Annotated in this window: 13 protein-coding genes; 8 read left to right on the top strand and 5 right to left on the bottom strand. The window is 56.5% G+C overall.

Annotated elements, in window-relative coordinates; translation table 11 throughout:
• Position 1 precedes the first annotated feature (1 nt).
• The 6 genes from TREBR_RS10805 to TREBR_RS10780 all read left to right on the top strand — a co-directional run bounded on the left by TREBR_RS10805 (position 2) and on the right by TREBR_RS10780 (position 6385).
• Entirely contained in the window at positions 2-988 is a 987-nt protein-coding gene (locus TREBR_RS10805; RefSeq protein ID WP_013759214.1) for a hypothetical protein, read from the top strand.
• Positions 988-1989, top strand: a complete 1002-nt coding sequence (locus TREBR_RS10800; protein WP_013759213.1) for a VWA domain-containing protein — start codon at positions 988-990, stop codon at positions 1987-1989. Before TREBR_RS10805 ends, TREBR_RS10800 begins: the two co-directional genes overlap by 1 nt.
• Positions 1986-3686 carry a VWA domain-containing protein gene (locus tag TREBR_RS10795; protein ID WP_013759212.1) on the top strand — a complete coding sequence of 567 codons (1701 nt, stop codon included), beginning with the start codon at positions 1986-1988 and terminating at the stop codon, positions 3684-3686. The genes TREBR_RS10800 and TREBR_RS10795 overlap by 4 nt, the downstream gene beginning before the upstream one ends.
• Positions 3635-5080, top strand: coding sequence for an SH3 domain-containing protein (locus TREBR_RS10790; protein ID WP_013759211.1), 1446 nt, complete (start codon positions 3635-3637; stop codon positions 5078-5080). Before TREBR_RS10795 ends, TREBR_RS10790 begins: the two co-directional genes overlap by 52 nt.
• The gene (locus TREBR_RS14330) at positions 5077-5748 is read left to right on the top strand and encodes a Smr/MutS family protein (protein WP_013759210.1); all 672 of its coding nucleotides are present in this window, start codon (positions 5077-5079) and stop codon (positions 5746-5748) included. Before TREBR_RS10790 ends, TREBR_RS14330 begins: the two co-directional genes overlap by 4 nt.
• A 61-nt stretch (positions 5749-5809) precedes the next feature.
• A complete protein-coding gene (locus TREBR_RS10780) occupies positions 5810-6385 on the top strand; it encodes a DnaJ domain-containing protein (protein ID WP_013759209.1) in 576 nt (191 codons plus the stop codon).
• A gap of 21 nt (positions 6386-6406) precedes the next feature.
• Here the strand turns inward: TREBR_RS10780 and infA are convergent, their stop codons facing one another.
• Positions 6407-6628 (bottom strand): translation initiation factor IF-1, encoded by a 222-nt coding sequence (gene infA, locus TREBR_RS10775; RefSeq protein ID WP_483754789.1) that lies wholly within the window; start codon positions 6626-6628, stop codon positions 6407-6409.
• Between the two features lie 105 nt (positions 6629-6733).
• On the opposite strand from infA, the gene TREBR_RS10770 reads away from it, so the two are divergent.
• On the top strand, positions 6734-7090 hold the full coding sequence (locus tag TREBR_RS10770) for a TraR/DksA family transcriptional regulator (RefSeq protein ID WP_013759207.1): 357 nt from the start codon (positions 6734-6736) through the stop codon (positions 7088-7090).
• Between the two features lie 45 nt (positions 7091-7135).
• On the opposite strand, the gene TREBR_RS10765 is transcribed toward TREBR_RS10770, so the two are convergent.
• Genes TREBR_RS10765 through TREBR_RS10755 form a run of 3 tightly spaced genes read right to left on the bottom strand, consistent with a single transcriptional unit; the run spans position 7136 to position 11346 of the window.
• The gene (locus TREBR_RS10765; protein WP_013759206.1) at positions 7136-8005 is read right to left on the bottom strand and encodes a histidinol-phosphatase; all 870 of its coding nucleotides are present in this window, start codon (positions 8003-8005) and stop codon (positions 7136-7138) included.
• On the bottom strand, positions 8002-10086 hold the full coding sequence (locus TREBR_RS10760; RefSeq protein WP_013759205.1) for a hybrid sensor histidine kinase/response regulator: 2085 nt from the start codon (positions 10084-10086) through the stop codon (positions 8002-8004). The genes TREBR_RS10765 and TREBR_RS10760 overlap by 4 nt, the downstream gene beginning before the upstream one ends.
• An 18-nt stretch (positions 10087-10104) precedes the next feature.
• Complete coding sequence (locus tag TREBR_RS10755; protein WP_013759204.1) at positions 10105-11346, bottom strand: response regulator; 1242 nt, start codon at positions 11344-11346, stop codon at positions 10105-10107.
• 82 nt (positions 11347-11428) lie between these two features.
• Here TREBR_RS10755 and TREBR_RS10750 point away from each other — a divergent pair, with 82 nt between their 5' ends.
• A complete protein-coding gene (locus tag TREBR_RS10750; protein WP_013759203.1) occupies positions 11429-12028 on the top strand; it encodes a DJ-1 family glyoxalase III in 600 nt (199 codons plus the stop codon).
• Here TREBR_RS10750 and TREBR_RS10745 read toward each other — a convergent pair.
• Positions 12014-13162, bottom strand: a complete 1149-nt coding sequence (locus tag TREBR_RS10745; protein ID WP_013759202.1) for a PfkB family carbohydrate kinase — start codon at positions 13160-13162, stop codon at positions 12014-12016. The two genes, TREBR_RS10750 and TREBR_RS10745, sit on opposite strands and share 15 nt — an antisense overlap.
• Positions 13163-13169: the final 7 nt, after the last annotated feature.

Genomic DNA, 13169 nt, shown 5'->3' with positions numbered 1-13169 from the left:
CGTGAATCGGGTTTTAGTGTTCGTGTGTACGGTCAGCGTGTGCGCGCTCTGCGTGTGCACTGCGGCGGGCCTTTCCGCGGCCGAGGCGGTACCCGCCGATTCGGCCGTTTTGATTCCGAAAGAAGTGTACGTGGGCGACACCGCCGAACTGCGCTGTACGGTACTCACGTCCGTGTCGCTGCTGCCGGACGATGTGGACGGCGATTCGTTCGTTCCGGATTCCGCGCTGTTCGCCGGCCTGGCCGATGTCTGTACGGTGCGGGAGCTGTCGTTGCAGAAACTCGACCGCGGATACCGCGTATCCGTTTTTTTCATTCCGTGGAAGCCCGGCAGCCTGTCGTTTCCGCCGATAGATTTGACGGCGTTTCCGGCTGTCCGCGCGATGTTCGCGGAAACGGAAGATTTCCGGTTTACAATCGATCCGGGGCGCGTGACGATCAGTTCCCTTTCGGCAAAATTAAATGAAACTCAGCTGCGTTCTCCGGCGGCGCCGGTTATCGTTCCGGGAACCACGTACGTAGTGTACGCGGCGGCGGTTGCCGTTCTTGTGCTGCTGATATGTATCATCGTGACGCTCGTGCGGTTCAAATCGGTGCTGCTGTTTTGGCGGAACCAAGCGCTCAGACGGCGGTATTTCAGAAATTACCGCGGTACGCTTGCAAAACTGAAAAAACTCGGACGTTCCGGCGTTTCTCCGGCCGAATTCGCCGCGTCGCTCGAACTGATTTTACGATCGTATCTTGAAAAACGCTTCGATTATCCGTTTTCGGCCGCCGTTCCGGCGGAAATTCCGGCGGCGTTCGATATGCTGAGCGGCGGAACGCTCGACGCGCTGCAGTTCGACGCGGTGGAGCTGCTGTGCGGCGTTTTCCGCCGCTGCGATTATATCCGGTTCGCGCCGGCCGAACAGCAGGAACACGTCGACCGCGAACAGCTGGCGGCGGACGTCCGGTGCTGCCTGCAGCTGTTTGAAAAAGGAGCAGTGTGATGCTTGCGTTTCAACATCCGGTATTTTTCCTTTTTTTACCGGCAATCCCGCTGCTGTTCGTTTTGCGCAGAACCGGTATTTTTAACCGTCCCGCATTTCCGCTCGTTTTGGGCGACTGGAACGCATCACCGTTTGAATGGAAATATGCGCCGAACCGTATCGCCTCCGCGGTGTCGCGGATTTTATGCATCGCCGGATACTGCGCCGTGGTCGCGGCGCTCGCGTCCCCGGTCGTGATGCGGCAGGAAAAAGTATACACGGCGAAGGGCTCCGAAATCCTGTTCGTGCTCGACGTCAGCCCGTCGATGGCGGCGAAAGATATCGCCGGCATGTCGCGGCTTGAAGCCGCAAAGCAGGCGGTGCGCGTCATCGTGCCGGAAGCGGGCGGCACGGCGTTCGGGCTGGTCGCGCTGGCTTCCGAAGCGGCGCTGATGGTGCCGCCGACGCTCGACCGCGAAGCTTTTTTTGCCCGGCTGAATTCATTGCAAGCCGGAGAACTCGGCGACGGTTCCGCCATCGGTATGGGCGTCAGCACCGCTGCGTATCATTTGATTTCTTCAGCGGCGCCCAAAAAGAGCATCGTGCTCATAACGGACGGTGAAAATAACGCCGGTTCCGTGCATCCGGGAACCGCCGCTCAGCTTGCTTTTGAAAACGGTATAACGCTGTACGTTTTGGGTGTCGGCACGCGCGGTTCCGTACCGCTGGAATACGTTGACCCGGCGACGGGCAAAACGTATTCGGGCTATTTGGATTCCCGATTCGACGAAAGCCCGCTTCAGGAAATCGCCCTGACGGCCGGCGGACGGTATTTCGGCGTTGAATCGATGGGAGAGCTGACGGCGGCCGTTTCCGCCGTTACCGGCAGGGAACAGACCGTACAGTCGTTTTATCTGAAAAACGTTGAAGATTCGTATTACGATCGGCTGCTGTTGGCGGCGGGTATCTGTTTCGCGTGCGCGTGGCTGATACGCCGTTTGTACTTGAAGGAGCTGATATGATGGATTTTTCATGCGTCCGTCCGTGGGCCTTTTACGGATTGCTCGCGATCATTCCCGCCGTTATCGCGTGCCGGCTGTATTACGGCCGGCTGTCCGGCGCCGTCGGTTCAAAACGGAGCCCTTCGTTTGCCCGTATGCGGCGCGCCGTAATGTGCCGGACAGTCTGCTGGTCGCTCGCCTGGTGTTTTCTGATAACGGCGTATGCCGGCGTGAGCTGGGGCACCGAATTGATTCCCGTCCGCAGAACCGGTTCGTCCGTTTCGTTCGTGTTCGATGTTTCGCGCAGCATGACGGCGAAGGATGTTTCGTCCGGGGCAGGCGCGGCGGTTTCCAAACCGGTGTCGCGGCTGGACGCGGTGAAACTCTATGCGGCCGCGCTGCTCGACCGCATGGAAGGCACTGAAGTTTCTGCTGTTATTGCAAAAGGCAGCGGCGTCGTCGCGGTGCCGCTTACTTCCGATTTGAACGCGGTGCGTTCCCTGCTGCCGTCGCTTTCACCCGCGCTGCTGACGAGTACCGGAAGCAGCATCGGTTCCGGAATAGAAGCTGCCGTCAATTCGTTTCCGCCGCTGTCCGCCGCCGCGCGGACGATAGTCGTTTTTACCGACGGGGAAGAAACCGACGGTCGCATGAGCGGTGCGGTGGCAGACGCGCTGAAATTCGGTATTCCGGTCGTGTTCGTCGGATTCGGTTCCGATACGGAAAGCGAAATTCTCGCCGGCGACGAAAAAACGACGGTAAAAACGGCGTTGCGTACGGAAGCGCTGCGGAATCTCGTTGCTTCGGCGAAAACGCCGCGGGGAGCAGCGGTCGTTTTTCCCGACATGCAGACGGCGCGTGCGTTTTACCTGGACAGCGACGCTCCCGGTTCCGCGCTGGAAGTGCTGGATCTGGTGCGGAAACACGCCGGAACTGCCGAATTTTCCGGTTTTTCATATGAAAACCGGCCTATAGAACGGTTCCCGCTGTTCTGTCTGTTGGCCGTCGCGTTCTTTTTGCTCGGATATGTCGGAGCGGAATTCGACGTTACTAGGCTGAAAAAAAAATCCCGGATTCCCGCCGCCTCCGATTCGCCGAAGAAACGGCGCAATTCCGCAGGACTGACGGGGCTGCTGGTACTGTTGGTGCTGTCGGCAACGGGCTGTTCGGCCGATTGGCAAAGCGGCGCAGACATTCTTGAAAGCACGTTCCGCTGGTATCGGAAAGAATATCGTGAGGCCGTCGCCGGATTTATGAACGTAACGGAAACGGCGGAGCTTCGGCACGACGAAACGCTGAAACAGTACGGTTTGTACGGGCTCGCCGCTACGTACCTCATGCAGGGCGAACTGGACGCTGCTTTGGCGCGACTTTCCGAACTTTCGGACAGTGCGCCCGACTTTATCCGGTTTTCTGCGGCGTACAACGCGGGAGTCATTGCGCATCGACAGGGAAAGTACGAGCAGGCCGCGCAAGCGTTCCGGCAGGCGCTTTTGATCGACAGTACGAATATGAATGCCAAAATCAACCTGGAATTGTCTTTGCGTCAGGAGGAGTCTTCCTCGTCTTCGGGCGCCGTCGAAATGACGCCGGTTTCCGAACAACCGCGCGATTCGGCTTTGGAAAACACGATATTTTCGCTTATAAGGGAGAATGATCAGAACCGATGGAAAAATCAGCAATCAACCGACGTTTCGGATTCCGCATCCGATTATTAACGGCAGCCGCCTGTTTGTGCGCGGCGATTCCGTCGATCCGTGCGCAAACTCCGTCCGATTTCCGCAATCTTTCCGTTACGCCGAACGGCAGCTGGTTTTTTACCGGAAGCGAATGCGGCTTTTCACTCGAAATTCCCGGCGTGCCGCCGTCGCAGGTACAAGCGTCGGTGCAGCGGCTGCCGGAGGGCGTTTCGTTCATTTCCCTGCATAAAGACGAACTTATTAGCGAACAAGTGCGCGGAACGTCCGTGCGCGTTTGGTTTTCGATTATGAAAAGCGGCCGCATCCGGCTGCCGCCGCTTTCGGTTCGCATTTCGGGCCGAACGTACGCCGTTCCGTTTGAAGAGGTGGAAGTGTACGAAGATCCCGCTTTGATAAAACCCGAACTTTCCCTGGAATTCCGTGCGGCAGACGGGCAGCTGCTGCCGCCCGATTCGCGCGGCGTTCTTTCGATGCGGGCGGCGGAAGTTTTAACGCTTTCCGTATCGGTGCGGTTCGCCGCCAATCTGACCGATTTTTCATGGAAGCTGCCGCGGGATTCGCTTTTTTCGGAAGTGCAGCGCTATCCGTTTTCCCGTTCACGGAACGGCAGCGGGACGTTTTCTCCCGATTGGGACGCGGTTGCCGATTTCGAGTGGACGCCGCTCGTTGCCGGTACGTACGCGCTGCCGGACATCACGGTAACGGTAGTTTCGTTCGGCGGATACCGGATGACGCTGCCGCTGCCGTCTTATACGGTGAACGTTTTGCCGTCCGCCGCGTCGAATACGTCCGCTGCCTCCGGTTCCGCGCCGGCGGCGGTTCCCGATTTGTTTGCCGCCGCGTTTACCGCCCGTCCGGGAGAAACCGTTGCGGAAACGGATGCGTATCGGACTGCCGACGCTCAGGGAGCCGCTTTGCTTGCGGAACTCCGGACTGCCGAGCGGTACGCGCTGCCGCGTCCCGGGTTCCGTAACGAGCGGCTGCGCTCGGAAGCCTCGTACGGTATCACGGCTTCCGAAAACGAACCGTCGGTTCCCGCGGCTATTCTGATCGCCGTCTGTGCCGCCGTCTGCGGTGCGGGAAGCGTCGTGTTCGCGCTGTTCGGGAAGAAAGCCGTCTGTGCCTGCGGTGCGGCGCTTTGCGCGCTGCTGCTGACGTGCGGCGGTATTTACGCGTCCCGGCTGTGGGCCGATACCGGTGTTTTTGCCGGCGGTTTGGTGCGCGCAGTTCCCGAAAATTCGGTTTCGGGTGCGTATGCGTTCGCTGCCGGATCGCGAGTGGAAATTTTGTCGGAAGCGGGCAAATGGCTGTATATTCAAACCGATACGAACGGCGGCTGGGTACCGGAAACGCACGTGTTCCGGATCGGCGGACGGCATACGTCGAAGGGCGCCGCCGCGGAAGGTGAATGATGGATTTTGAAGATATTCTTGCACAATGGGACGAACAGTGCAGGCGGAACGCCCGCGGCGCGCGGAAAAACGATGATAACGTGCCGCGCAAACGGCTTGCAAACGCATCCGACCGGAACAAAACCGCCGCGGTCGGTTCTGCATCGGTATCGGCTTCGGACGGCACGCGCGGAGACAAAACGCGCGGCGGCGGAATCACACAGAGCGGCGGCAACTCGTGCGGAAATGGCAGCCCGTGCGGCAGCGGCGGCGATCGGTACGCCGGTGAACAACCCCGCGTAAACCCGATGGATCTGTGGCTGCGGCGTTACGGCGTCGTTGACAAGGATGCCGCGGCTGCGGCGTCCCTCGAGCGGGAGCGTGCGCAGAATCGGGAATATCTGAAATCGCTGCCGCCGGAAGCAAAAGTGGACTTGCACGGACTTACCCGCGACGAAGCCTGGGCGCGGCTCGACAGTTTTATCGGCGACTGCGCGCACCGCGGGCTCCGGAAAGTGCTCATCGTACACGGCAAAGGTAATCACAGTTCCGATAAAGCCGGGGATTCCGTGCTGAGTGCGATGGTTCGTTCTTTTATCGAATGCGACAAGCGGCTCGGTATTTCCGGACATCCGGACAAAAAACTGGGCGGTACCGGTGCCACCTGGGTAATAATCCGAAAAAAATGAAAAAAACGCTTGTAACGATAGGCGTTATTAGTTATTTTAAAAGTATACTGTGAGGTTGCAGATGGACGATTTGTATGCCGTTCTGGGCGTGCCCAAAACGGCAACTGCTGACGAATTAAAAAAAGCATACCGTGACGCGGCTTTTAAATATCATCCGGACAGAAACCCCGGCGATGCTCTTGCTGAAGAAAAATTCAAGAATATAAACGCGGCGTACGACGTGCTCGGCGATCCTTCAAAACGTGCGCAATACGACCGTTACGGAGCCGCCGGACAGAATCCGTATGCTTCCCAAACGCAGAACCGTCCGTACGGTTCTGCCGGACAGACCGGCGATCCGTTTTGGGATATGTTCGGCGGATACGGCGGCGGATCTTACGGCAATACCGATTCCGGTCGCCGCTATACCTATACCTGGACGAACGATTCTGCGGAAGACTATAAACCGACGAAATCCGCTGCGTTCGCTTCGTTCATCAAATATGCGTGTATCTTTTTATTGGGAGTATTCTTTTTCAGATATTCGTGGTTTATTTTCCCGTTCGGCCCCATATTGTCCATAGCGGCGATTGCGAACGGGATTACGGGAGCCGTACGCTCGATCTTATATATTCTGAAGCCGAAACCGCGGCAGTAAAGATCAAGCGTACCGGTCGATTTACCGTTCCCGGAAGATAATTCGTCCCCGGTTCAAATCATACGGAGACAACGCTACTTTGACGCTGTCTCCGGGAACTATTCTGATGTAGTGTTTGCGCATTTTTCCTGACAAGTGAGCCAGAATCACGTGTTTGTTTTGAAGCTCAACTCGGAACATCGTATTCGGCAATGCTTCCCTGACGATACCTTCGACTTCAATTGCTTCCTCTTTAGCCACAATTCCTCCAAAAAATGTAAAAAAACGAAAAAAAAAGTTGTCTTTTTCGCTTTTCATTCGTATAATTTTATGAGTAAATCAATTAGTTGTCAACATGGGAGTTGGATAATGGAAAAAGAATTTGTATCGGAAATGAAAGAAAAATTGCTTGAGCAGAAAAAAGAAATTATAGATTCACTGCTGGAAAATAACGCTGATTTCAGACAGCTCGTTGAAGGCGGCGAAGCGCGCGATTGTATAGACGAAGCTTCCGACGTCGTCGACCGAAAGATGCTCGAAGCGCTCGGCACTAAAGATACGAACCGTTTGAACGCGATCAACGCGGCTTTGAGCCGCATCGAACTGGGGAAATACGGTCTGTGCATGAAATGCGGCAAACCGATTCCCGAAGCGCGGCTTCGGGCCATTCCGTTCGCCATGCTGTGCATCGACTGCAAGGCTGCGGACGAACGCCGCAATCGCTGAGTGTTTTGAACGTCCGGCCGGAAATATCGGCCGGTGCGGCGGCTATTACAGTTCCGCCGTACAGCGTCGTGGCACGCCGCCTTCTGCCGGCAGCAGATACGCCGTTTCCCGGTATCCCGCGTCCAGAGCTTTCCGCCGTGCAAGATCGAACGCACAGTCGACGTCTCGCGCCGCGTGGGCGTCCGAGCAGACCGTTACGGGAACGTCATACCGGCGCAATTGTGCCAAAAAAGCTGCCGACGGATAACAGTCGTCGATCGCCTTGCGGGCGATTCCGCCGGTATTGATTTCGACGATCACGCCGGTTTTCGCCGCGATTTCCGCAGTTGCCGCAAGTTCCCGTTTGTACCACGGTTCCGTTTCGTCGAAAAAGCGAAGCGTTCCGTTCCGTTTTCTGATAACGTCGATATGACCGGCGATATCGAATTCGCCGTTCCGCATCATGTCCCGCTGCAGTGAAAAATACGTTTGCACCGCTTTTTTTCCGTCTCCGCCGAAAACGTCCTGGATCCCGTCCGCGACTTCTTTTACCGGACCGTCCGCGGTGAACCACCTGCACGCCGCCGGCTGGGCGTCGGGATTCTCCGTAATGTAATGAACGGAACCTATCAGAAAATCGGGCTGCAGCGCGTCGTAGAGCGCCCTGTGCGGCTTTGAAAGCGGCGGCAGGTAGTCAGCCTCAAATCCGTACAAAACGCCGATACGTGCGCCGTACGCGGCTTTGAGCCGCCGTATTTCTTCTTTATACGTATCGAAATTTCGCGGAGCGATGTGCCATTCGGCGGCGAACGGATACATGCTGTGCCCGGAAAAGCCGAACACGTCGAATCCCTTTTGCAGCGCGGCTTGCAGCATCGCTTCGGGCGTATCGTTTCCGTCGCAGAACGTCGTGTGCGTGTGATAATTCGTTTTCACGATATTTTTCCTTTTGAGCGGAATTCTTCGGCAAACGCTGCGTACAGACTGCCGAATTCGGCTAACAGCGCGTCGGCGTTCGCGGCATTTCCGTCTTTATACGCCTGCTCCAGCCGTTCCGCGCTCTGTGCGAGCGGCCGCGCGTATATCGCCGCAGAGCTGCCTTTGAGCGTGTGCGCCGCCCGGCGGGAACTGTCCGCGTCGCCCGGCGTACCGCCTGCGCGCAGTAAAGTCAGCAGCGAATCGGTTTGTTTCATGTATTCTCTTATGAGATCCGCTATGAACGGTTCGTCATTGCCGAACGATTTCAGCAGTTCCGTTTTATCCCAGAGCGGCTGTTTCCGCTGCGTACGGACGGCGTTCGCAGACGGCGCTGCGGTTTGAAGTGCAGCGGTTTGCGCGGCTGCTCCGGTCCATTTGTCGAGCATCGCTTTCAGCGTCTGCTTTTTGAACGGTTTTACCAGCGTATCGTCCATCCCGCTGCGGCCGTATTCCCGAAAATCCGCGGGATCCGAGTTTGCCGTACAGGCGATGATGATCCCGGGGTATCCTTGTTTTCTGAGTGCAACTGCGGCGTCTAGTCCGTTCATGACCGGCATCTGAATATCCATAAACACGATGCTTATGTCGGGGTGTTCCCGTACGACGCGGATCGCTTCCCGGCCGTTTTCCGCCGTGTATACGACGGCGCCGAATCCGCTCAGAAACGTCGTGATGATTTTCCGGTTCACCGGATGGTCTTCGACCGCCAATACCGAACAGCCGACGGACGGTTCGGTTTTTTGCGGAGCCGGAGCGTTCCGCGGTTCTTCGGCAGCAACGGGCAGCTCTTCAACAGCAACGGGCAGCTCTTCAACAGAAACCGGCGGTTTTTCCGGAATATCCGCCGGCGGCAATTCAAGCGGATCCGCGACGGCGTCTTTCAGCAGCGCTTCGAGCATCTGCATTTTAACCGGTTTGTACAAATATCCGTTGAACCAGTCGAGCAGTTTCATTTTGGCGTCTCTGCCCATAGCGCCTTCGGGAATCATGAGAAACAGTTTGGTGCCGTTTATCGTGATATCCGAATTGATGTCCGCCGATAACCGCCAGCCGTCCATAACGGGCATTATCATGTCTATGAACGCGACGGCAAAATCTTTCCCCGCCTGATGCGCTGCCCGTAGTTTTTGCAGCGCTTCTTCTCCCGAAGCGGCCGTTTCCACGTCCGTACCGCCGAACCGGCGGATTTTATTCCGCATACTTTCAAGCGCGATGCGGCTGTCGTCTACCAGCAGTATTCTGAATCCGTCGGGCACGATGCGTGTTTCGGAGCGGTCGTTTTTTTGCACGTCCGCCGGATTTTCCGCCGCCGGATGAACATCCGCCTGATGAGCGTCCGCCGGTCGTTCGTACGGCAGGGTAAACGTAAACACGGCGCCGCCGTCCTCGTTGTCCGTAACGGTTATCTTTCCGTTCATGAGTGCGGCGAGCCGCGTCGATATCGCGAGTCCCAGACCCGTTCCGCCGTATTTGCGCGTCGTTGAAGCATCCGCCTGCACGAATTCCTTGAAAATCAATTTTTTTGCACTGTCCGAAACGCCGATCCCCGAATCGATAACTTGAAAACTCAGCGTACCGGCGCCGTCCGCGCCCTTCCGGGCGGATACTTTGACCGCGACGTATCCGGACTGCGTGAACTTGACCGCGTTTTTTACCAGATTCAGCAATATCTGCTGAATGCGGACGGGATCTCCGATTATCGTTTCCGGCACGGAGTCGGCGATATCCGTGACCAGTTCGAGCCCTTTATTGTGCGCTTCAATACAGAGTAAATCGACGATTTGTTCGGTAAGCGTTCCGACGGCGCAGGGAATGTATTCGATTTGCATACTTCCCGTGCGTATCTTTTCAAAATCGAGAATTTCGTTTGCCAGCGTGTACAGGACGTCCGCGCTGAACGCTATCTGCCGCACGTATTCCTGCTGTTCCGGATCGAGCTGCGTTTCCTGCAGCAGTTCCGCCGTTCCCAATATCGTCTGTATCGGTGTCCGAATTTCGTGAAGTGTCGAGGCGAGAAAACTGCTCTGAACCGGCTGCATGACGTGTTTCCTTATAAATTAGACGGCGGCGTTCATTATTTCCAGCGCTTTCTGCAGTATGGCATCGGGAGCGAGCGGCTTCAGCAGATATGCTTTTGCGCCCAAGCTGAGTGCCTGAATGATCGATTCGCGCTGCATGACGCCGGAATAAATGACGACCGGTGCCGGATATTGTTTTTGCTGGAGTATTTTTAAAATATTGAAGCCGGAAAGTCCCGGCATCATGATGTCGAGGATTACGAGATCGTACACCGTTTTATTGATTGAAGCCAGCAGTTCCGTGCCCGATGAAAACGCGGAAACGTCGGCGTTGATTGCGGAAAAAGTCTTTTTCAAAAGGGCGAGCAGTACGGTGTCGTCGTCGGCAATGGCGATCTGTTTTTTCGTATTATGTTCCGCCTGTGCGTCGCCGGTTCCCGTTTCGGAGTAAAACCGCATTTCGATGGAAGCCGGCGCTTCTTCCGTTGCGGATAGGATTTTATCGGAAATCAGTTCCGAAATGTCGTGCGTTTCGGAATTGTCTACGAGCGAATTCAATATGGCGGAAAGGTTGGTGGACACTTGGATACTGTCGTATTCTTTGTGCCCCGCGATCAATTCCCTGGTAAACGAATCGAGCGCAAGTACTTTTATGTCTTTTTTCGCTATGTGCTGATCGGCGATGATACTGTCGAGCAGCATTTCAAGATTGGCACCGTCTACGAAACTGAGCGACAAATCGGTCATCATCAAAACGATTTTCGGCGTAGTGATGCGGTTCGCCTGTATCATTTCGGTAATCCGGTATTTCAGCAGTGAAATTTTTTCCCGATTGAGCCCGGTTGCAACTTCAATGAAAATGATATTGCCGTTGAGGTGCGTTTCGAGAATGCACGGCGTGGTGTCGATGGAAAACGCTATTTTCAAAACGCGGCCGATGGCCTCAAAGAAAATATCGAATTTAATGGGTTTGTTAAAATATTTTATGACTCCGAGTTTTGCAAAATCCGCTATAAATGAACGTTCTATTTCCGGGCCCGAAATGATAGTCGGAATGTGACCGGCGTTCGGATCCGCGGCCTTTTTTTCCATGAATTCAATGGTTTCAGCGATATCTTCGGCTGCGTCGATGATGATAAGATCCGGTAAAACGGAGAGCATTTTGGTGAAAGCATCCCGTCTGCCCTGCACAAATTCGACAGACACTTTTTCTGCCGCCAGCTTGTCTTTCAAATAACCTCTGAACAGCGGCGGTGCATCCACGATAAGTACTTGTTTCATGTATACATGATACTCTTAAAATGTTATATTTACAATAGTAGTATGTAGTAAAATAATGGAAAATATTATTTAGGAGATTATAATGACGATCGCTGTCCTGTTTGCGGACGGCTTTGAGGAAGTTGAAGCCGTTACTCCGGTCGATTATCTGCGCCGCAGCGGAGCGACCGTACTGACCGTTTCCTGCAAGGAATCGAATGCCGTTACCGGTTCCCACGGCGTAACCGTTTTAACCGATATCTGTGTTTCCGATCTGGCCGAAGCCGCGCCGGACGGCATTGTCGTTCCGGGCGGAATGCCCGGTGCGGCGAACGTCGCCGCCTGCGAAGCGGCCGTTACAGCCGTTGCGGACGTTCACCGGCGCGGCGGTATCGTTGCGGCCATTTGCGCGGCTCCTGCCGTCGTACTGGCAAAAACCGGCATATTGCGGGGAAAACGCTATACGTGTTATCCGGGAATGGAGCAGCGCATGCCGGAATGGTGCGGCGCCGAATGGCAGTCGCTGACGGCCGGCGCCCGCAAAACGGACGAGCGCTGCGTCGTTGACGGTACTCTGGTAACCGCCGCCGGTCCCGGAGCCGCGGAAGAGTTTTCTTTGCAGTTAATCCGGCTGGTTGCCGGTGAAGCGGCAGCTGAAAAAGTGAGAATCGGCGGCGTTATGCGGCCTTTATGTCAATCCTGAGAGCAGCGTTTTCGTTACGCGGCACAGCGGAACTGAAAGAATCCGCGCCGCCGCTTCCGAACCGAACGCAAGGCAGCGTTCCATTCGCCGCGCCGGGGCTTTTTCCGAATCGTACGGCTGCGGCTCCGTCAGTTTGAACAGAAAGGCGCCGGCAAATACGTCTCCTGCGCCCGTTTCGTCCGTAAACGCGCATTCGGCGGCCGTTCGCGCCGGAACGGAAATTCTGCTGCCGGCGGCGTAGGCGCTGCTTCCGCCGCAGCCGTGCGTTACGACGAACACCGTACCGTAATCCGCCGAGTACCGCGCAGGATCAATGCCTTTTCGTTCAAGCATCCGGGCTTCGCCGTCGTTCGCAAACACGATCGCCGGCGGTGCGTGCAGCGGCGGAACCGACAGCGGCGGCGCGTGTGCTGATGAAACGTTCGCCGATGAAACGTGTGCCGCCCGATCCGATTCAAACTGCGCTTCTTTGAGCATCGCCGCGGTTTGCACGGCTCCCGCCGGCGTACCGCACGCAACGGCAAGCGGGATCCGGAGCGCTCGCCGTACGGCGTTCAGTTCCGCGCGCACCGAATCAATCGCCAGCGGCATTCCTTCCGCTATGATCCAGTCGGGCCTTTTCTGTGTTTCGGGGTTTATCTGATCCGCTGCGATATCCGGCGCGGCGCCGGGACTTACGGCCAGAATGAACGAAATCCGTCCGTCCCGCACGGCGAGACAGCGCCCCGTCCGATCCGGTCTGAGTTTCAGGCGGGCGGACACGCCGCTTTGCGCAAGCGATTTTTGAAAAAAGAGCGCTTCCTCGTCACGTTTCAGACTGCCGTTCCGTTCACCGCCGTCCTGCGTGCAGCCGCAGCTGCCGCTGAACAGGGTTTCCGCACCGAGCGCGGCAAGGGTTTTAAGCATGTTCGCGCACGTGCCGCCGCTCGTCCGTATTCCGTCGGCCTTTGACGACCAGTCCGGGGCGGCGGCCTGCAGCCGTGCGGTCAGTTCGTCAAAGCTGCGGCTTCCGATGTGCACCGGCCGCCGCGCGGCAGCTGCGGCTTGCAGTTCCGGTGAAAACCGTGCGATCGGCAGTTCGCCGTCAAAAAAATAGTCGACGAGTGCGTGTCCGATTCCGTAAAAAAACGCCATGAGCGCA

This window comes from Treponema brennaborense DSM 12168, from assembly GCF_000212415.1.
GTDB classification, from domain to species: Bacteria; Spirochaetota; Spirochaetia; order Treponematales; family Treponemataceae; genus Treponema_F; species Treponema_F brennaborense.
Note: the sequence above shows the minus strand (reverse complement) of the source record. Positions and strands in the feature narration are given on the sequence as shown.

What these genes read in the sequence shown, in the direction of transcription:
- TREBR_RS10800 (WP_013759213.1), top strand. Translation starts at nt 988, where the DNA reads ATGCTTGCGTTTCAACATCCGGTATTTTTCCTTTTTTTACCGGCAATC.
- TREBR_RS10795 (WP_013759212.1), top strand. Translation starts at nt 1,986, where the DNA reads ATGATGGATTTTTCATGCGTCCGTCCGTGGGCCTTTTACGGATTGCTC.
- TREBR_RS10790 (WP_013759211.1), top strand. Translation starts at nt 3,635, where the DNA reads ATGGAAAAATCAGCAATCAACCGACGTTTCGGATTCCGCATCCGATTA.
- TREBR_RS14330 (WP_013759210.1), top strand. Translation starts at nt 5,077, where the DNA reads ATGATGGATTTTGAAGATATTCTTGCACAATGGGACGAACAGTGCAGG.
- TREBR_RS10780 (WP_013759209.1), top strand. Translation starts at nt 5,810, where the DNA reads ATGGACGATTTGTATGCCGTTCTGGGCGTGCCCAAAACGGCAACTGCT.
- TREBR_RS10770 (WP_013759207.1), top strand. Translation starts at nt 6,734, where the DNA reads ATGGAAAAAGAATTTGTATCGGAAATGAAAGAAAAATTGCTTGAGCAG.
- TREBR_RS10760 (WP_013759205.1), bottom strand. Translation starts at nt 10,086, where the DNA reads ATGCAGCCGGTTCAGAGCAGTTTTCTCGCCTCGACACTTCACGAAATT.
- TREBR_RS10755 (WP_013759204.1), bottom strand. Translation starts at nt 11,346, where the DNA reads ATGAAACAAGTACTTATCGTGGATGCACCGCCGCTGTTCAGAGGTTAT.
- TREBR_RS10750 (WP_013759203.1), top strand. Translation starts at nt 11,429, where the DNA reads ATGACGATCGCTGTCCTGTTTGCGGACGGCTTTGAGGAAGTTGAAGCC.
- TREBR_RS10745 (WP_013759202.1), bottom strand. Translation starts at nt 13,162, where the DNA reads ATGGCGTTTTTTTACGGAATCGGACACGCACTCGTCGACTATTTTTTT.